Source organism: Halomonas sp. LBP4, from assembly GCF_003202205.1.
Taxonomy (GTDB): Bacteria; Pseudomonadota; Gammaproteobacteria; order Pseudomonadales; family Halomonadaceae; genus Halomonas; species Halomonas flagellata.
On sequence record NZ_PDOG01000004.1, the window covers coordinates 428489 to 446419 of the forward strand.

The 17931-nt window shown below is 66.8% G+C and carries 19 protein-coding genes; 4 read left to right on the top strand and 15 right to left on the bottom strand.

From position 1 onward, the window contains the following. Positions 1–42: 42 nt before the first annotated feature. The 15 genes from atpA to argC form a co-directional block, all read right to left on the bottom strand. A complete protein-coding gene (gene atpA / locus CR157_RS15405; RefSeq protein ID WP_110284399.1) occupies positions 43–1587 on the bottom strand; it encodes a F0F1 ATP synthase subunit alpha in 1545 nt (514 codons plus the stop codon). Between the two features lie 16 nt (positions 1588–1603). After that, on the bottom strand, positions 1604–2140 hold the full coding sequence (locus tag CR157_RS15410; RefSeq protein WP_110284400.1) for a F0F1 ATP synthase subunit delta: 537 nt from the start codon (positions 2138–2140) through the stop codon (positions 1604–1606). A gap of 11 nt (positions 2141–2151) precedes the next feature. After that, positions 2152–2622 carry a F0F1 ATP synthase subunit B gene (locus CR157_RS15415; protein ID WP_110284401.1) on the bottom strand — a complete coding sequence of 157 codons (471 nt, stop codon included), beginning with the start codon at positions 2620–2622 and terminating at the stop codon, positions 2152–2154. Positions 2623–2694: 72 nt separating this feature from the next. Continuing rightward, the gene (gene atpE, locus CR157_RS15420) at positions 2695–2922 is read right to left on the bottom strand and encodes a F0F1 ATP synthase subunit C (protein ID WP_110284402.1); all 228 of its coding nucleotides are present in this window, start codon (positions 2920–2922) and stop codon (positions 2695–2697) included. A gap of 73 nt (positions 2923–2995) precedes the next feature. Beyond that, a complete protein-coding gene (atpB, locus tag CR157_RS15425) occupies positions 2996–3820 on the bottom strand; it encodes a F0F1 ATP synthase subunit A (protein WP_110284403.1) in 825 nt (274 codons plus the stop codon). 24 nt (positions 3821–3844) lie between these two features. After that, the gene (locus CR157_RS15430; protein ID WP_110284404.1) at positions 3845–4228 is read right to left on the bottom strand and encodes an ATP synthase subunit I; all 384 of its coding nucleotides are present in this window, start codon (positions 4226–4228) and stop codon (positions 3845–3847) included. 207 nt (positions 4229–4435) lie between these two features. Next, positions 4436–5344, bottom strand: a complete 909-nt coding sequence (locus CR157_RS15435; RefSeq protein WP_110284405.1) for a ParB/RepB/Spo0J family partition protein — start codon at positions 5342–5344, stop codon at positions 4436–4438. 37 nt (positions 5345–5381) lie between these two features. Further along, positions 5382–6152 carry a ParA family protein gene (locus CR157_RS15440; RefSeq protein WP_110284406.1) on the bottom strand — a complete coding sequence of 257 codons (771 nt, stop codon included), beginning with the start codon at positions 6150–6152 and terminating at the stop codon, positions 5382–5384. A 28-nt stretch (positions 6153–6180) separates the two neighbouring features. Then, on the bottom strand, positions 6181–6834 hold the full coding sequence (gene rsmG / locus CR157_RS15445) for a 16S rRNA (guanine(527)-N(7))-methyltransferase RsmG (protein WP_110284407.1): 654 nt from the start codon (positions 6832–6834) through the stop codon (positions 6181–6183). After that, positions 6831–8726, bottom strand: coding sequence for a tRNA uridine-5-carboxymethylaminomethyl(34) synthesis enzyme MnmG (mnmG, locus tag CR157_RS15450; RefSeq protein ID WP_110284408.1), 1896 nt, complete (start codon positions 8724–8726; stop codon positions 6831–6833). Before mnmG ends, rsmG begins: the two co-directional genes overlap by 4 nt. Before the next feature lie 551 nt (positions 8727–9277). Beyond that, positions 9278–10045 (bottom strand): amino acid ABC transporter ATP-binding protein, encoded by a 768-nt coding sequence (locus tag CR157_RS15455; protein WP_110284409.1) that lies wholly within the window; start codon positions 10043–10045, stop codon positions 9278–9280. 17 nt (positions 10046–10062) lie between these two features. Next, entirely contained in the window at positions 10063–10734 is a 672-nt protein-coding gene (locus CR157_RS15460; protein ID WP_110284410.1) for an amino acid ABC transporter permease, read from the bottom strand. 113 nt (positions 10735–10847) lie between these two features. Beyond that, the gene (locus CR157_RS15465; RefSeq protein WP_110284411.1) at positions 10848–11636 is read right to left on the bottom strand and encodes a transporter substrate-binding domain-containing protein; all 789 of its coding nucleotides are present in this window, start codon (positions 11634–11636) and stop codon (positions 10848–10850) included. Between the two features lie 105 nt (positions 11637–11741). Beyond that, entirely contained in the window at positions 11742–12095 is a 354-nt protein-coding gene (gene erpA, locus CR157_RS15470) for an iron-sulfur cluster insertion protein ErpA (RefSeq protein WP_110284412.1), read from the bottom strand. A 122-nt stretch (positions 12096–12217) separates the two neighbouring features. Further along, a complete protein-coding gene (argC, locus tag CR157_RS15475) occupies positions 12218–13252 on the bottom strand; it encodes an N-acetyl-gamma-glutamyl-phosphate reductase (protein ID WP_110284413.1) in 1035 nt (344 codons plus the stop codon). Positions 13253–13412: 160 nt separating this feature from the next. Between argC and CR157_RS15480 the strand changes: the two genes are divergently transcribed. From CR157_RS15480 to hemL, 4 genes are all read left to right on the top strand, one after another. Continuing rightward, positions 13413–15188: a chloride channel protein gene (locus tag CR157_RS15480; RefSeq protein ID WP_110284414.1), complete on the top strand. Its 1776-nt coding sequence runs from the start codon at positions 13413–13415 to the stop codon at positions 15186–15188. Between the two features lie 9 nt (positions 15189–15197). After that, a complete protein-coding gene (gene hemJ / locus CR157_RS15485) occupies positions 15198–15629 on the top strand; it encodes a protoporphyrinogen oxidase HemJ (RefSeq protein WP_110284415.1) in 432 nt (143 codons plus the stop codon). After that, positions 15629–16480 carry a bifunctional hydroxymethylpyrimidine kinase/phosphomethylpyrimidine kinase gene (thiD, locus tag CR157_RS15490; RefSeq protein ID WP_110284416.1) on the top strand — a complete coding sequence of 284 codons (852 nt, stop codon included), beginning with the start codon at positions 15629–15631 and terminating at the stop codon, positions 16478–16480. The genes hemJ and thiD overlap by 1 nt, the downstream gene beginning before the upstream one ends. Before the next feature lie 122 nt (positions 16481–16602). Continuing rightward, positions 16603–17892, top strand: a complete 1290-nt coding sequence (hemL, locus tag CR157_RS15495) for a glutamate-1-semialdehyde 2,1-aminomutase (protein ID WP_110284417.1) — start codon at positions 16603–16605, stop codon at positions 17890–17892. The last annotated feature ends 39 nt before the right edge of the window (positions 17893–17931 follow it).

The following is a 17931-nucleotide window of genomic DNA, read 5'->3' on the forward strand; positions in this document are numbered from 1 at the left end:
CAGAAAGCTCCAGGGCCCGCCCCTGGGGGCGGGCCGGCGGGATTACCAGCTCTGAGTGGCCTTGAACTTCTCGAGACCCTCTTTCAACCCCTTCTGGATCTCGTCGCTGTAGTCGCCGCTCTGGTTGATCTGGTCGAGCAGCTCGGCATGTTCGGCCTTCATGTAGTCGCGCAGGGCGCGCTCGAAGTCCAGTACCTTGCGCACCTCGACGTCATCCAGGAAGCCCTCGTTGGCGGCATAGAGCGACAGCGCCATCTCGGCCACGGACATCGGCGAGTACTGCGTCTGCTTCATCAGCTCGGTGACGCGCTGGCCGTGCTCCAGCTGCTTGCGGGTGGCCTCGTCCAGGTCGGACGCGAACTGGGAGAAGGCCGCCAGCTCGCGGTACTGGGCCAGGGCCAGACGCACGCCGCCGCCGAGCTTCTTGATGATCTTGGTCTGGGCCGAACCGCCGACCCGGGATACCGAGAGGCCGGCGTTGATGGCCGGACGGATGCCCGAGTTGAACAGGTCGGCCTCGAGGAAGATCTGGCCGTCGGTGATCGAGATCACGTTGGTCGGAACGAACGCCGAGACGTCGCCGCCCTGGGTCTCGATGATCGGCAGCGCGGTGAGCGAGCCGGTCTTGCCCTTGACCTCGCCGTCGGTGAACTTCTCGACGTAGTCGGTGTTGACGCGGGCGGCACGCTCGAGCAGGCGGGAGTGCAGGTAGAAGACGTCGCCCGGATAGGCTTCACGGCCCGGCGGACGACGCAGCAGCAGGGAGACCTGGCGGTAGGCCACGGCCTGCTTGGACAGGTCGTCATAGACGATCAGGGCATCTTCGCCGCGGTCACGGAAATACTCGCCCATGGTGCAGCCGGCGTAGGGCGCCAGGAACTGCATCGGGGCCGGGTCGGAGGCGCCGGCGGCGACCACGATGGTGTGCTCCATGGCTCCGTGCTCTTCGAGCTTGCGCACCACGTTGGCAATGGTCGACTGCTTCTGGCCGATGGCCACATAGATGCAGGTGACGCCCTTGCCCTTCTGGTTGATGATGGTGTCGATGGCGATCGCCGACTTGCCGATCTGGCGGTCGCCGATGATCAGCTCGCGCTGGCCACGACCGATCGGCACCATGGCGTCGATGGACTTGAGGCCGGTCTGGATCGGCTGGTCCACCGACTGGCGGGTGATGACGCCCGGGGCGACCTTTTCCACCGCGTCGGTGAGCTTGGCACCGATCTCGCCCTTGGCGTCGATGGGGTTGCCCAGCGGATCGACCACGCGGCCGATCAGTTCGGGGCCCACCGGCACCTCGAGGATGCGCCCGGTGCACTGGGCGGTCATGCCCTCTTCGAGCTCCAGGTAGTCCCCCAGCACCACGGCACCCACGGAGTCGCGCTCGAGGTTGAGCACCATGCCGAAGATGCTGCCGGGGAATTCGATCATCTCGCCGAACATCGCGTCCTCGAGGCCGTGGATCTTCACGATGCCGTCGGAGACGCTGACGATGGTGCCCTGGTTGCGGGCTTCGGATGCGACATCAAGCTTCTCGATCCGCTGCTTGATGATGTCGCTGATCTCGGAAGGATTCAGTTGCTGCATGCCATGTCCCTCAGACTCAGGCGGAAAGGGCTTCGGTGAGGCGGTTGAGTCGACCGCGTACCGAACCGTCGATGACGGTGTCGCCGGTACGCAGGATGACACCGCCGAGAAGCGTCGGGTCCACCTGAGTGGTAATGGAGATTTCGCGATTCAGGCGCTTCTTGAGCGCGCCGGCGAGCTTCTGCTGCTGCTTGTCATCGAGCGCATAGGCCGAGACCACGGTGACGTCGATGCGCTTCTCGAGCTCCGCGCGCATCCGCTCGAACTGCTCGGCGATGTCGGTCAGGGCCGCCAGGCGCCCCTTCTCTCCGAGGGTCTCGAGGAAGCGACGCGCGGCGTGGTCGACATCGACGTCGGCCACCTCGATGACCAGGGCCACCTTGCGCTCGGTGGACAGCTTCGGGCTGGAGAGCAGCTTCTGGACATCACGGTCGGCAGCGACCTGGCCCAGCATCGCGAGCCAGCCGGCCCAGGCGTCCAGCACCTGATGATCGCGTGCGTACTCGAATGCCGCCTTGGCGTAGGGTCGAGCGACGGTAGACAGTTCCGCCATGGATCACCTCCTCACAGTTCGGCGGCAAGCTTGTCGAGCAGCTTGCGATGTGCCTTCTCGTCGACGGAGGCTTCAAGGACACGCTCGGCACCGGCGACGGCCAGCGTCGACACCTGGGCACGCAGCTCGTCCTTGGCGCGGTGGATTTCCTGCTCGATCTCGGCGCGCGCGCCGGCGACCAATCGCTCGCCTTCGGCACGGGCCTGCTCGCGGGCCTCCTCGATCATCTGAGCGGAGCGCTTGTTCGCCTGCTCGAGGATCTGGGAGGCCTGCTCCTTGCTCTCGCGCAGGGTCTCGTTGGCGCGCTCCTGGGCGAGCTCGAGGTCACGGGTTGCACGGCTGGCCGCATCGAGGCCATCGGCGATCTTCTTCTGACGCTCGTGGAGCGCATTGCTGATCGGTGGCCACACGTACTTCAGGCAAAACCAGACAAAGATCGCGAAGGCGATCGTCTGTCCGATAAGCGTCATGTTGATATTCACAGGGATGTACCTCTGACAGGTTCGTGGCGACCGGAAACGAACACACCGAGCGCCGGGCGCCCGGTGCTGTCATTAACCGGCAACGACGAAGATCAGGTACATCGCGATACCGACACCGATCATCGGCACGGCGTCCAGCAGGCCCGCCATCAGGAAGGTCTTGGTCTGCAGCTGATCGCCCAGCTCCGGCTGGCGGGCAGTGGATTCCAGCAGCTTGCCACCCAGCAGGGCGAAGCCGATACCGGTACCCAGGGCGCCCAGGCCGATCATGAGGGACGCAGCAATGTAGACGAGTTCCATGGTGGTGCTCCTAGTTTTCTCGAGTTGAGGTTCAAGGGGTTAAGGGTTGATGAAAGTGCAAGCGTTGCTCGTTTCAGTGATGTTCGTGCGCCTGGTTCAGGTAGACGACGGACAGCACGGTGAAGATGAAGGCCTGAAGGGTGATGATCAGGAGGTGGAAGATCGCCCAGGGCACATCCAGCACCCAGATGGCCCAGAACGGCAGCAGGGCGATCAGGATGAAGATCACCTCGCCGGCGAACATGTTGCCGAACAGACGCAGGCCCAGGCTCAGCGGCTTGACCAGCAGGCCGATCAGCTCCATGACCAGGTTGAAGGGAATCAGCGACCAGTGGTTGAACGGAGTGAGCGAGAGCTCCTTGGCGAAACCACCGGCGCCCTTGACCTTCAGACTGTAGTAGATGATCAGCAGAAAGACCCCCAGGGCCATGCCCAGGGTGGCATTGGGATCGGTGGTGGGCACCATCTTCATGTAGTCGACGCCGAGGCGCAGGAAGATCTCGGGCACGTAATCCACCGGAATCAGCTTGAGGAAGTTCATCAGGAAGATCCAGACGAACAGCGTCAGGGCCAGCGGGGCGATGACGGAATTCCTGCCGTGGAAGGCCCCGCGGACGGTGAGCTCGACGAACTCGATGACCATCTCGACGACATTCTGCAGGGTACCGGGAACCCCGGTTGTCGCCACCTTGCCGGCCTTGCGGAACAGCCAGATGAACAGCGCCCCCATGGCGATGGACCAGCCCATGGTATCCAGATGCAGTGCCCAGAAGCCCATCTCCTGGGCCTCCTCGGCGGAGTGAGCCAGCGACCAGCCATTCTCGGGATGCTTGCCGAAGGTCAGGTTCTGCAGGTGGTGCCTGATATATTCGCTCGGCGAGGGGGTATTGCCAGCCATGGGTCTGCCTCTCGTTGGGGTCGGTCAGTCACGCAGCAGCCAGGGAGCCAGCCAGTGCATGAGGTGAACCGCCACGTATGCGCCAAAGAAAAAAGCCGGGTTTGAGGGGGGCACTGTCACGAACACCAGGGCGAACAGTGCCACCGTCAAACCAAACTTGCCCGCCTCGGCCCGATAGAAAATCGACACGAAGCGCCTTGCATGTCGGCCGGCACGCTGGCTGCCGACCCGCCATACGAAATACAGGTTGGGAAGAAGACAGATCAGCCCGCCGGTCGCCGCCGAGATGGCTGCCTTCTGCCCGCCGACCGCGAAGCCGAGGACAGCCATGACGATGATGGCCAGTCCCTGGGCCTGCAGAAGGCGACGATGATTCGGAAGTCGTCGCTCCGCACGGGACCTAGCCATGCCGACTCCCCATGACTTCCAGCGGACGAGGCAGCGCCGTCTGCGGCGCTGCGTCCCGCGCGGACAAACACCGGCGGATTATAGGGAAGCCCCTCCGGCCGTTCAACCAGAGCGGTGTCGATTCCGAGGATATCCGGTCACTTTTCGACCAAAGGGGGACGGGTTGTCGACATTGGCCGGCGCGCGCCGCCCTGTCCGGCACCGCCCTCAACGAATGTGCTCCAGGATGCCGTCCAGTTCGTCGAGGCTGGCGTAGCGGATCGTGACCCGCCCCTTGCCGCCGCGACCGTGCTGGATCTTCACCGGCGCGCCGAGCAGCTCGCCCAGCCGGGTCTCGAGACGCGCCACATCGGGGCTCGGCGCCGGCCGCTCGGCCTTGCGCGGCTCGCCGGCGGCGAGCCGCTTGACCAGCGCCTCGGTGTCTCGGACGGTGAGATCCTTGTTGACCACCTCGTGGGCCGCCTTGCGCTGCTTCGCCCCGGACAGCGCCAGCAGGGCCCGGGCGTGCCCCATGTCCAGGTCGCCGCGCTCGAGCAGGGTCTGGACCTCCGGGTCGAGGGTGAGCAGGCGCAGCAGGTTGGCCACCTGGGCGCGGGACCGTCCCACGGCATCGGCCGCCTGCTGCTGGGTGAGTTCGAACTCCTCGAGCAGACGCTTGAGGGCCATCGCCTCCTCCACCGGATTGAGGTTCTCGCGCTGGATGTTCTCGATCAGCGCCAGCGCCAGCGCCACCTGGTCGCTGACGTCGCGGATGACCGCGGGAATGACGTCCAGCTCCGCCAGCTGGGCGGCACGCCAGCGACGTTCGCCGGCGATGATCTCGTAGCGATCCTTGGCGACGGGACGCACCACGATGGGCTGCATCACGCCCTGGGCGCGGATCGAGTCGGCGAGTTCCTCCAGCGCCTCGGGCTGGATATCGCGCCGCGGCTGATACTTGCCGCGGGTGAGCTGGCCCAGCGACAGGCGTTCGAGTCGCTCCTCGGCCACCGGCGCCTCGCCCTCCTCCGGCCCGGTCGGGTCGACCCCCGGAAGGTCCAGATTCTCGCGGCGGCGGGCATTGGCCCCGATCAGGGCATCCAGGCCGCGTCCCAGGGCGCGTTTATTGCGCGTCATCGACATTCCCTCATCACAGCGGATTACAGCGCTCGGTCTACAGAGACAGCCGGCGGATCAGCTCCTTGGCCAGCACCCGATGGGCCTGGCTGCCCCGCGAGAAACGCGCGTACTTGGTCACCGGCAGGCCATGGCTCGGCGCCTCGGCGACCCGCACGTTGCGGGGGATGGTGGTCTTGAGCAGGGCATCACCGAAGTAGTCGCGCAGTTGCTTGCTGACATCCCGCGTCAGGCTGTTGCGCGAGTCGAACATGGTGCGCAGGATGCCATAGACCTCCAGGTCCAGGTTCACGCTGTCCTTGATCTGTTCGACGGTATCGAGCAGCGCCGAGAGTCCCTCGAGGGCGTAGAACTCGCACTGCAGCGGAATCAGCACGCCGTTGGCCGCGGTCAGGGCATTGACGGTGAGCATGTTGAGCGACGGCGGACAGTCGATCAGCACCACGTCATACTCGCCGGCGACATCGGAGAGGGCCTCGACCAGGCAGCGTTCGCGCCCCTCGTCGCGGTCGAGCAGCTCGACCTCGGCAGCGGTCAGGTCGCCGTTGCCCGGCAACAGAGCGAAGCCGGCCGCCGGGCAGTCGAGGATCACCTCGATGGAGCGCCGCTCTCCCAGCAGCACGTCGAGCACACTGCCATCGAGCGTGTGCTTGTCCACGCCGCTGCCCATGGTGGCATGGCCCTGGGGGTCCAGGTCGACCAGCAGCACGCGACGGTCCAGGGCGGCCAGGCTGGCGGCCAGGTTCACGGCGGTAGTGGTCTTGCCCACGCCGCCCTTCTGGTTGGTCAAGGCTATGATCTTGGTCACGGTCGTCATCCTTGGGGTGACGGACGCCTCAGGGGCGGCCTGGGGTGGAACCTTGGCGCTCGAGAATCACCAGTCGGCGGCTACCGCTCTCGAAGGGTACCGTCAGCTCGTGACGCGCAATCGGTGCGACCTCGGCGGGCAATCCGGCCAGTTCGTCCTCCACGGCCGGCCCCTTCATGGCCAGCCACTGCCCCCCGGGGGCGAGCAGGTGCTCGCTCAGCTCGACGAAATCGCCCAGGCTGGCGAAGGCCCGCGAGATGATCTGGTCGAAGCGTCCCTGGATGGCCTCGACCCGGGCCTGCACCGGGGTGACATTGCTCAGCCCCAATTCCAGCACGGCCTGGCGTTGAAAGCGTACCTTCTTGCCGTTGCTGTCGAGCAGGGTGACCGCGAGTTCCGGCCTGAGGATGGCCAGGACCAGTCCCGGCAGTCCCGCTCCCGCCCCCACATCGAGCAGTCGTGGTCCCCGGACCCAGGGCAGCACGGCGGCGCTGTCGAGCAGATGCCGGGAGACCATCTCGAGGGGATCGCGTACCGCGGTGAGGTTATAGGCGCGATTCCACTTGTGCAATAGCGACACCAGGCGCAGCAGCCCGAGGCGTGTTTCATCATCGGCGGCGATGTCGAGTCGTGCCAGGCCCTGGTCGAGCCGTTCGGCGAGCTGGGGGGCGACTGCCGTCATCCGCTGGCCACCCGGCTGTCGTCGAGCAGGCGTCGTTTCTTGAGATGGATCAGCAGGATCGACACCGCCGCCGGGGTCACGCCGGAGATCCGCGAGGCCTGGGCCAGGGTGGCCGGGCGCGCCGCGGCGAGCTTCTGGCGGATCTCGTGGGACAGGCCTTCGACCCGCTCATAGTCGAGGTCGGCGGGCAGCGGCGTGGCCTCGTGGCGCTTGAGCCGGTCGATCTCGTCCTGCTGGCGGTCGATGTAGCCCTGGTACTTGGCCTGGATCTGCACCTGCTCGGCGACCGAGTCCTCCCCCACCGGCTCGCCGGAGAGCCCGGCCACGTCGGCATACTCGAGCTCGGGGCGCTTGAGCAGGTCCATCAGGCTGTACTCGCGGGCGAGCGCCTTGCCGGTCTTGGCTTCGACCGCCTCGGCGGCCGCGCTCCCGGGCTGTACCCAGGTGGCCCGGAGCCGGGCACTCTCGGCCTCGATGGCCTCGCGACGGGCGGTGAAGGCCGCCCAGCGGGCGTCGTCCACCAGCCCCAGCGCACGGCCACGCTCGGTGAGGCGCAGGTCGGCGTTGTCCTCCCGCAGCAGCAGCCGGTACTCGGCCCGCGAGGTGAACATGCGGTAGGGCTCCTTCGTTCCCAGGGTGATCAGGTCGTCCACCAGCACGCCCAGGTAGGCCTCGTCACGGCGCGGCCACCAGGCCTCGACTCCCCTGGCACGGCGGGCGGCATTGAGCCCGGCCAGCAGCCCCTGGGCCCCGGCCTCCTCGTAGCCGGTGGTGCCGTTGATCTGCCCGGCGAAGAACAGGTTGTGGATAAACTTGGTCTCCAGCGAGTGCTTCAGGTCCCGCGGGTCGAAGAAATCGTACTCGATGGCGTAACCGGGCCGGGTGATGTGCGCGTTCTCCAGGCCCTCGATCGAGCGCACCACCTGCAGCTGCACGTCGAAGGGCAGCGAGGTGGAGATGCCGTTGGGGTAGAGCTCGTGGGTATCGAGCCCTTCCGGCTCGATGAACACCTGGTGGCTCGCCTTGTCGGCGAAGCGATGCACCTTGTCCTCGATGGAGGGGCAGTAGCGCGGCCCCACTCCTTCGATCACCCCGGAGTACATCGGCGAGCGATCGAGATTGGCCAGGATGATCTCGTGGGTGCGCTCGTTGGTGTGGGCGATGTGACAGCTCACCTGGCGCGGATGCATGTTGCGCCGACCCATGAACGACATCACCGGCGTCGGCGTGTCGCCGGGCTGTTGCTCCAGCACCGAGAAATCGAGGCTCCTGGCGTCGATGCGCGGCGGGGTGCCGGTCTTGAGGCGGTCGACCCGGAACGGCAATGCCCGCAGCCGCTCGGCCAGGGCATTGGAGGGCGGATCGCCGGCGCGACCGCCACGGCTGGTGTCGAGGCCGATATGGATCACCCCGCCGAGGAAGGTCCCGGTGGCGAGCACCACGCTCTCGGCGAGGAAGCGGATGCCGGTCTCGGTGACCACGCCGCGCACGGTATCGCCCTCGACGATCAGGTCGCCGGCCGCCTGCTGGAAGAGCGTCAGGTTGGCCTGGGTTTCCAGCATGGTGCGAATCGCCGCCTTGTAGCGAACCCGATCGGCCTGGGCCCGGGTGGCACGTACCGCCGGTCCCTTGCGGGCATTGAGCACGCGGAACTGGATGCCGCCCAGGTCGGTGGCCAGGCCCATGGCACCGCCCAGGGCGTCGATCTCCTTGACCAGATGACTCTTGCCGATACCGCCGATGGCGGGATTGCAGGACATCTGGCCCAGGGTCTCGATGTTGTGGGTCAGCAGCAGGGTCTGACAGCCCAGGCGAGCGGAGGCCAGAGCGGCTTCGGTTCCCGCATGGCCACCGCCGATGACGATGACGTCAAAGCGGTCGGGATACTCCAAGTTGCACCTCGTTGGCGCCGCGGCGCCGATGTCGTTGATACCGGTCATCGGAAAGTCGGTCCGAATCAGCCCGGCAGTATAAACCCCCTGTGGGTAATCGTCAGGGTTTTCCACACCCGGATCCGTCGAACACGCCGTGCTTCCCTTCCCGGTTATCAGTTAATACAGAATAAAAGAGAGAAGTTCTGTTGTGGTAGTAACTACTGGTGTGGACAAAATCCGGGGATAAGCCGATTTATCTCTTTACTATCAACAATATATTTTGTTGACCAAAGGCTGGACAAAGGGCTGGGCGGCTGCGGACAGGCGGTCGGGAGCCTGTGGACGGAATGGCGGCTTGTCCACAGCGGCGACGGCGCACCGCTTGTCCACCGTCGGCTACCGGGCTTGTGCCCGCGACTGTGAACAACCCCGCGCGGTAGCAGCGAAGCCGCCGGTGACGGGGGATACAGCGCGTTGGAGAGACCCTGTGCAGGAATTCTGTCCACAGGCAGAAAAAGGGCCCTGTCGATAACGACAGGGCCCTGCTGAACCGCGCAACGTGGCCGAATTCAGTGCTTGAGCACCCGCGACAGGAAGTTCCGGGTGCGGTCGTTCTGCGGGGCGTCGAAGAGCGTCTCGGGAGGGCCCTGCTCGACGATCTCCCCCCGGTCGATGAAGATCACCCGGTCCGCCACCTCGCGGGCGAAGCCCATCTCGTGGGTGACGATCACCATGGTCATGCCCTCCTTCGCCAGTTCGCGCATGGCGTCGAGGACCTCGCCGATCATCTCCGGGTCGAGTGCCGAGGTGGGCTCGTCGAACAGCATCAGCCGTGGTTCCATGGCCAGCGCCCGGGCCAGGGCCACGCGCTGCTGCTGGCCGCCGGAGAGCTGGGCAGGGTGCTTGGCACTCTGGTCGGCGATGCCCACGCGCTCGAGCAGCCGTTCGGCGATCTCGAGGGCATCCGCCCGGCTCCAGCCGCGTACCTTCATCGGCGCCAGGATGACGTTGTCGAGCACGCTGAGATGAGGAAAGAGGTTGAACTGCTGGAACACCATGCCGACTTCGGTGCGGATCTTCTGCAGCGCCCTGGCGCTCTTGCCGTCGGGCAGCAGTTCCTTGTCGTCGACCTCGATATGGCCCTGCTGGAACTCCTCGAGGCCATTGATGCAGCGGATCAGGGTCGACTTCCCGGAGCCGCTGGCACCGATCACCACCACCACCTCGCCGTGCTGGACCTCGAGGTCGATATCCTTGAGCACGTGCAGGCTGCCGAAGTGCTTGTTGACCTTCTCCATGCGCACGATGGGCGTGGAGGTCGTGTCGCCTTGGGTCATGTGCTGGCTCTCCCCTTTCATTGGCCGACCAGGCCGCGGCGTTCAAGCTGGCGCAACGCGATGGAGAGGCTCCAGGTGATGGCCAGATACATCAGGGCCACCATCAGGTAGACCTCGAGGGCGGTGAAGGTGGTGGCGATGTAGATCTGCCCCTGGCGAACCAGCTCGCCGACGCCGATTACCGAGAACAGCGAGGTGTCCTTGATGCTGATGATGGCCTGGTTGCCGAGTGGCGGGATCATGCGCCGGAAGGCCTGGGGCCAGATCACGTAGCGGAAGGCCTGGGTGCGGGACAGGCCCAGCGAGAGCGAGGCCTCTCGCTGGCCGCGCTCGATGGACTGCACGCCGCCGCGCACCACTTCGGAGATGTAGGCGCCGGAGTTGACCGCGATGGCGGCGATGCCGGCGGTGAGGGCGTTGATGGGGCCGCCGAGGAGCTGGGGCAGGCCGTAGAAGATGAACAGCACCTGGACCAGGATGGGGGTACCGCGAAACACCTCGATATAGAGGATCGCGGGGAAGCGTAGCCAGCGCAGCGGGCTGATGCGCAGCAGGCCGAAGAAGATGCCGATGAAAAAGCCGATGGCCAGGCCGCCGAAGGAGATCAGCAGGGTCCAGGGAATGCCCGGCAACAGGTGCGGAATCGAGCGGAAGGCCGCCGCCCAGTCGAATTGAAAGGTCACTTCCACGAGGGGGTCTCCGGAATGTCGGGGGGCCAGAAACGACACGGAGCCGGGAGGTCCTGCCGCCCGGCCCCGCTCATGCCTCGCACGCTGGCGGGGCGATCAGGCCGACTGGTCGATCAGTCGTCGCTCGGCGACTCGCCGAACCACTTCGCGTAGATCTCGTCGTAGGTGCCGTCCTCGCGCATCGCGGCCAGCGCCTCGTTCACCGGCTCGACCCACTCGCTGCCCTTGTGGAAGACGATGCCGTACTGCTGGCCCTCGTAGAGCGGTCCCACCACCTTGGTGCGACCCTCCCCACGGGTCTGGGAGAAGTAGGCGACGTTGGGAGCGTCGTAGAAGGCGGCATCGACATTGCGGCCGAGCAGGGCCATGTACATGTCCGAGGTGCCCGGATAGGGGGTGATGTCGGCATTGTCGCCCAGGGTTTCCTGCAGGTAGTCGTAGCTGGTGGAGCCGATCTTGGTGGCGATGGACATGCCCTCGAGATCCTCGATGGTCTCGACGCTGTCGTTGTCGGCGCGAACGATGATCCGCAGGCCGGAATCGTAGTAGGGATCCGAGTAGTCGACGATCTCGGCACGTTCCTCGGTGATGGTCACCCCGGCGATGGCGATCTCCTGGCTGCCGGTTTGCACGGCCGGGATGATGCCGGCGAACTCCATGGTGGTGAGGTCCACCTCGAAGCCGGCGCGCTCGGCCACTTCGTTGATGATGTCCATGTCGAACCCGATCATCTCGCCGGTGTCCGCATCCATCATCTCGAAGGGCACGAAGCTGGGGTCGGTGACGACCTTGACGGTGGGCGTCTGGGCCATGGCGTGGCCGGCGAGGCCGAGGCCCAGCGACAGGGTGGCGGCCAGTGTGACTTGCTTCACCAGCGGTGAAGCGATGGAGGATCTGTTCATGAGGCTCCCCGTGTATTGGACTTTTCCGGTGGGATTCACCCTTTCAACTTGGCGAGGTTCCCGGAAAGCGTCAAGTCGCGGGGAGCACGAGGGGTCAACGGGGGGTCAGACCATGAAGGAGGCGCCACAGCCGCAGGTGGTGGTGGCGTTGGGGTTCTGGACCAGGAAGCGGGCGCCGGCCAGGCCCTCCTCGAAGTCCACGGTGGAGCCGACCAGGTACTGGTAGGAGAGCGGGTCGACCACCAGGGCGACATCGCCGAAGGGGATCAGGGTGTCGTCCTCGGCGACCTCGTCGGCGAAGTCGAAGCCGTACTGGAAACCCGAACAGCCGCCGCCGGTCACGTAGACCCGCAGTTTCAGTTCGGCATTGCCCTCCTCCTCGATCAATGCCCGCAGACGCGCTTGCGCGCTGTCCGACAGCATCAAGGGGGTGGGGACGAAGGATTCGGCACCGCTCATGGAAGAGCTCCCTGAAGGGAAATGGAGAATTCGACCGACCATTATCCCCAATCCCCAGCAAATTGGTCAACTTTTGTGGGAGGGACCTTCCCTCGGTGCCCTCAATGTCCAGGGGAGTGAGATCAGGGCATCAGCGCGGGGGCCGACAGGCCGGCGCGTTCGTCGAAGCCGAACATCAGGTTGAGGTTCTGGACCGCCTGGCCGGAGGCGCCCTTGACCAGGTTGTCGATCACCGACAGCACCACCACGGTGTCGCCGTCGCCGGGGCGGTGCACGGCGAGTCGGCAGAGGTTGGCGCCCTTGACGCTGCGCGTCTCGGGGTGGCTGCCGGCGGGCATGACGTCGACGAAGGGTTCGTCCGCGAAGCGCCGCTCGAACAACGCCTGCAGGTCCCCTGGCTCGGCGGTGAGCCGACCGTAGAGGGTGGCATGGATGCCGCGGATCATCGGCGTGAGGTGGGGTACGAAGGTCAGGCCCACCGGGCCGCCGGCGGCGTCGCCGAGCCCCTGGCGGATCTCCGGCAGATGGCGGTGGCCGCCGGCGCCGTAGGCCTTCATCGATTCGCTGGCCTCGGCCAGCAGCGAGGGCACCTTGGCGCCGCGGCCGGCGCCGGTGACGCCGGACTTGCAGTCGGCGATCACCCGGTCGGCATCGATCAGGCCGGCCTCGAGCAGCGGCAGCAGGCCGAGCTGCACGGCGGTGGGGTAGCAGCCGGGCACCGCGATCAGGCGGGCCCCGCGGATCGCCTCGCGATGCATCTCGGGCAGGCCGTAGACGGCCTCGCCGAGCAGCTCCGGGGCGCCGTGGGGCTGGCCGTACCAGTGGGCCCACTCCTCGGCGTCGCGCAGGCGGAAGTCCGCCGAGAGATCGATCACCCGGGTGCCCTTGTCGAGCAGCTCGCCGGCCAGGGCATGGGCGACGCCGTGGGGCGTGGCGAAGAAGACCGCATCGCAGGCGCCGAGGCGTTCGGCGTCGGGGGCGCCGAACGCCAGGTCGTCGTAGTGGCCGCGCAGGTTGGGGTACATGTCACCGACGCGCATGCCCGCCTCGGATCGAGACGTGATCGCCTCCACCTCGACCTCGGGGTGCTGGGCCAGCAGCCTGAGCAGTTCGACCCCGGTGTACCCGGTGCCGCCGACGATTCCGACCTTGATCACGATGCCCTCCTTCCTGATGGCCTGACGAGCCTGTTGACCCGGCGTGGACGGTGCGTCGAACGCGTGCAGCAGCCGGGACCTCTGATGACGCTTATGATACACAAGAGAGAGGGGGCCTACCCAGGCCGCTCTTCGGAACCGGATGAACAGGATCGTCGCTGTGTCGCGCTTCTCGCTCCCTGATCTCAGCCTGGAAGGCTTTCGCCGCCAGCTGGCCAATGTCGATGCCCTGCCCCAGCTGTGCGTGCTGGGGGTGCTCTCGGGGCTGATCACCGGGGGGCTGATGGTGGGCTTCCGCCTGCTGCTCGACCTGGGGGCCCTGGCCTTCATGCCGGGGGGCGATTCCGAGGCCTTCGAGGGCCTGCCGCCCCTGCTGCGGTCGGCGATGCCGCTGGTCGCGGTGGCGCTGATCGGTGTGCTGCTGTGGCGCCAGCCGGCGGTGGCGCGCAAGCTGGGTGTCGGTCACGTGATCGAGCGGCTGACCTACCATCAGGGACGCTTCCCGCTGCGCAACTGGCTCAACCAGTGGTGGGTGGGGGTGGTCTCGGTGCTCGGCGGGCTCTCCGCCGGTCGCGAGGGGCCGGCGATCCACCTGGGCGCGGCGGCCTCCAGCGGCCTGGGCCAACGGCTGCGGTTGCCCCACAACAGCCTGCGAGTGCTGGTGGCCTGCGGTACGGCCGCGGGTATCTCCGCCTCCTTCAACACCCCCATCGCCGGGGTCATCTTCGCCATGGAAGTGGTGATGATGGAGTACACCATCGCCGGCTTCATGCCGGTGATCCTCGCCTCGTCCATGGGCGCCGTGGTGGCCCAGCTGGTCTATGGCGCCGAGCCGGCCTTCCAGGTCCCCACGGTGAGCCTGGGGTCGATGTTCAACCTGCCCTGGATCGTGATCACCGCCTTGCTGATCGGGCTGCTGGCCGGCGTCTTCATCCATGTGGCGAAGAGCTCGCGGATCACCGGCCTGCGGGTCTGGCTGCGCCTGTCGCTGGTGGCGGTGGCCACGGCGGGCGTGGCCTGGTGGTACCCGGAGGTACAGGGCATCGGCTATGACAGCCTGGCGGCGTCCCTCTCCGGCGACCTCGCTGTCGATGTGCTGCTGGCGCTGGTGGTGGCGAAACTGCTGCTCACGGCCCTCACCGTGGCCAGTGGCGTGCCCATCGGCATCATCGGCCCGGTGCTGGTGATCGGCGCCGCCGCCGGGGCGCTGATGGGCCTGGCGGGGGACTGGCTGTGGCCGGGCGCCGCCGCCGACCCGGGGCTCTACGCCATGCTCGGCATGGCGGCGATGATGGGCGCGGTGCTGCAGGCGCCGCTGGCGGCGTTGATGGCGCTGCTCGAACTGACCCACAACCCCAACATCATCCTGCCCGGGATGCTGGCGGTGGTGGTGTCCGGCCTGACCACACGACAGCTGTGCCACTGCGATGGCTTCTTCATCAGCATGACCCGCCACGGCCTGCATCCCCTCCAGCAGCCGCTGATGCAGGCGCTCTCCCGGGTTTCGGTGCCGGCGGTGATGGAGCGTAGCCTGGTGCGGACGCCACGGATGGTGACCCGCGACCAGGCCCGGGCCCTGCTCGAGGCCAATCCGGTCTGGGTGTTGATCGAACGCTCCACCGATGACCAGCCGACCCTGGCCCTCAAGGCCGCCGACCTGGCGCGCTGGCTGATGGGGCAGGACGAGACGGGGGGCGAGGCACAGGACGACGGCGAACTGCTCGACCTGCTGGAGATTCCCGGCCTGCGCCTGGAGATGGCACCGATCCACCTGCAGGCGACCCTGTCCGAGGCCTTTGCCCGACTCAACGACCAGGCGGTGGACGCCCTCTACGTGGAGCATGGTCACCGGCCGAAGCAGAAGCGGATTTCCGGTATCATCACCCGCGGCGCCATCGAGCGCTATTACCGTTTCGACCCGTCATCGCCGTCCTGAGGAGCCCGAATGTACCTGTGGATCAAGGCCCTGCACCTGATTGCCATGGTGACCTGGTTCGCCGCGCTGTTCTATCTGCCGCGGCTGTACGTCTATCACGCCATGGCCCGCGACCGCGGCGAGCAGCAGGCCATCGATCACTTCCTGGTCATGGAGCGCAAGCTCTACCGCGGCATCATGACGCCGTCGATGATCGTCGTGCTGCTGTTCGGCGGTGGGATGCTCTTGCTGACGCCCGCCTGGCTCGGCCAGGGCTGGATGCACGTCAAGCTGCTGCTGGTGGCGCTGCTGGTGGCCTACCACCATGTCTGCCTGATCTATCTGAAGCAGTTCGCCCAGGGCCGCTGCACGAAGAGTCACGTCTTCTTCCGCTGGTTCAACGAGCTGCCGGTGATCGCCCTGCTGGTCATCGTCTTCCTCGCAGTGCTCAAGCCCTTCTGATGGTGGCCGCTTCCGATGTCTCACCCCATCTGCCGGTGGTCCTGGTGCTGGCGGGTCACGACCCCACCGGGGGCGCCGGGCTGGTGGCCGACGCCGAGGCGATCGCCGCCTGTGGCGGCTGGGCGCTGACCATCCCCACGGCGCTGACCGTGCAGAACTGCCGGGACGTGGCCGAGGTGCTGCCGGTGGACCCTGGCGCCATGCGGCGCATGATGGCGGCGCTCGACGGGTTCGAGATCGCCGCCATCAAGGTCGGGCTGGTGGCCCACTCGGCGACCCTCGACGCCGTGACCGATATCGTTCGCCGCCTTCCGGGGGTGCCGCTGGTGGTGGACCCGGTGCTGCGTGCGGGTGGCGGCAGTGAGTTGTCCACAGTCGAACTGGTGGATGCCTTCCGCGAGCGCCTGCTGCCCCTTGTGGATATCCTCACCCCCAATCGGCAGGAGCTGGCGCGGTTGACAGCCGGTGTCGACGGAGATGATACCGAACGGGCGGTGGAGTTGATGACGCTGGGCTGCCAGGCGGTCCTGGTGACCGGCACCGATGACCCGAGTGGACGCGTGCCGGCCGGCCGGGTGGAGCACACCCTGCATGCGCCGGATGTCAGCCGCCAGTGGTCCTGGCCGCGGCTCGACGGCGACTTCCACGGTTCCGGCTGCACGCTCGCCGCGGCATTGGCGACGCGCCTGGCGGCCGGCGAGTCGGTGGTGACGGCGTGTGAGCAGGCCCAGGCGTTCACCTGGCAGGCGCTGGCCCATGGCTGGCGACCGGGCCATGACCAGGCGCTGCCACGGCGGCTCTGGCAGCTGCCGGCGCCGATGAGCTTGCCCGGGGACACACCGCGTGGATGAGGGCGGGCTGGCCATCGCCGGCGCGAGCACCGAGAATGGACATAGAGGCCGGCAGCTTGTCCAGTGACTTGTCCACAGCCCGATGCCGCGGGCTGACCCCCTTTCCTTTGCACGAGGTAGACATGACGACATCCGCTCAGCTCTTCGAACAGGCCTGCCATCACATCCCCGGGGGCGTCAATTCGCCGGTGCGTGCCTTCAAGGGGCTGGAGCGCCCGCCGGTGTTCATGGAGCGTGCCCAGGGTGCCTACCTGTTCGATGTGGAGGGCAAGCGCTACGTCGATTACGTGGGCTCCTGGGGGCCGATGATCACCGGCCATGCCGACCCCGATGTCCTTGCCGCGGTGCGCGAGCGGCTCGACAATGGCCTCTCCTTCGGGACGCCCACGGCCATCGAGACCACCATGGCCGATCTGATCTGCGAGATGATCCCCTCCATCGAGATGGTGCGCATGGTCAACTCCGGCACCGAGGCCACCATGTCGGCGATTCGCCTGGCGCGGGGCGTCACCGGACGCGACAAGATCGTCAAGTTCGAGGGCAACTACCACGGCCACTCCGACTCGCTGCTGGTCAAGGCCGGCTCCGGCGCCCTGACCCACGGCGAGCCGAGTTCCCCGGGCGTGCCGGCGTCCCTGGCCGAGCACACCATCACCCTGCCCTACAACGACCTGGATGCCGTCGAGCAGTGCTTCGAGGAGATCGGCGACCAGGTGGCCTGCATCATCGTCGAGCCGGTGGCCGGCAACATGAACTGCATCCCGCCGCAGCCGGGCTTCCTGCAGACCCTGCGTCGGGTCTGCAATGCCCATGACAGCGTGCTGATCTTCGACGAGGTGATGACCGGCTTCCGGGTCGCCCTGGGAGGGGCCCAGGCCCACTATGACGTCAAGCCGGACCTTACCTGCCTGGGCAAGATCGTCGGCGGTGGCATGCCGGTGGGGGCCTTCGGCGGCAGCGAGACGCTCATGTCGAACATCTCGCCGCTGGGCCCGATCTACCAGGCCGGCACCCTGTCGGGCAATCCGCTGGCCATGGCCGCCGGCATCGCCCTGCTCTCCAAGCTGCGGGTTCCGGGCTTCCACGATGCCCTGGCCCAGCGGGTCGCTACCCTCTGTCATGGCCTGCAGGAGCGCGCCGACGCGGCCGGCGTCGACATGATCACCCAACGGGTCGGCGGCATGTTCGGGGTCTTCTTCACCCGCCAGAGCCGGGTCGACAATTTCGCCCAGGCCACGGCCTGCGATGCCGGCGCCTTCCGCCGCTTCTTCTCGGCGATGCTCGACCGGGGAGTCTATCTGGCGCCCTCGGCCTATGAGGCGGGGTTCATGTCCAGTGCCCACACGCCGGAGGACATCCAGGTGACACTGGATGCGGCGGAGCAGGCCCTGGCCGCCATGCAGGAGGCATGAGACGCTGCCCGCCGGCGGCTTCCCGATACCGGATGGAGA

What these genes read in the sequence shown, in the direction of transcription:
- CR157_RS15465 (WP_110284411.1), bottom strand. Translation starts at nt 11,636, where the DNA reads ATGAACAGATCCTCCATCGCTTCACCGCTGGTGAAGCAAGTCACACTG.
- CR157_RS15410 (WP_110284400.1), bottom strand. Translation starts at nt 2,140, where the DNA reads ATGGCGGAACTGTCTACCGTCGCTCGACCCTACGCCAAGGCGGCATTC.
- rsmG (WP_110284407.1), bottom strand. Translation starts at nt 6,834, where the DNA reads ATGACGGCAGTCGCCCCCCAGCTCGCCGAACGGCTCGACCAGGGCCTG.
- atpE (WP_110284402.1), bottom strand. Translation starts at nt 2,922, where the DNA reads ATGGAACTCGTCTACATTGCTGCGTCCCTCATGATCGGCCTGGGCGCC.
- hemL (WP_110284417.1), top strand. Translation starts at nt 16,603, where the DNA reads ATGACGACATCCGCTCAGCTCTTCGAACAGGCCTGCCATCACATCCCC.
- thiD (WP_110284416.1), top strand. Translation starts at nt 15,629, where the DNA reads ATGGTGGCCGCTTCCGATGTCTCACCCCATCTGCCGGTGGTCCTGGTG.
- erpA (WP_110284412.1), bottom strand. Translation starts at nt 12,095, where the DNA reads ATGAGCGGTGCCGAATCCTTCGTCCCCACCCCCTTGATGCTGTCGGAC.
- CR157_RS15430 (WP_110284404.1), bottom strand. Translation starts at nt 4,228, where the DNA reads ATGGCTAGGTCCCGTGCGGAGCGACGACTTCCGAATCATCGTCGCCTT.
- CR157_RS15455 (WP_110284409.1), bottom strand. Translation starts at nt 10,045, where the DNA reads ATGACCCAAGGCGACACGACCTCCACGCCCATCGTGCGCATGGAGAAG.
- hemJ (WP_110284415.1), top strand. Translation starts at nt 15,198, where the DNA reads ATGTACCTGTGGATCAAGGCCCTGCACCTGATTGCCATGGTGACCTGG.
- atpB (WP_110284403.1), bottom strand. Translation starts at nt 3,820, where the DNA reads ATGGCTGGCAATACCCCCTCGCCGAGCGAATATATCAGGCACCACCTG.
- atpA (WP_110284399.1), bottom strand. Translation starts at nt 1,587, where the DNA reads ATGCAGCAACTGAATCCTTCCGAGATCAGCGACATCATCAAGCAGCGG.
- CR157_RS15435 (WP_110284405.1), bottom strand. Translation starts at nt 5,344, where the DNA reads ATGACGCGCAATAAACGCGCCCTGGGACGCGGCCTGGATGCCCTGATC.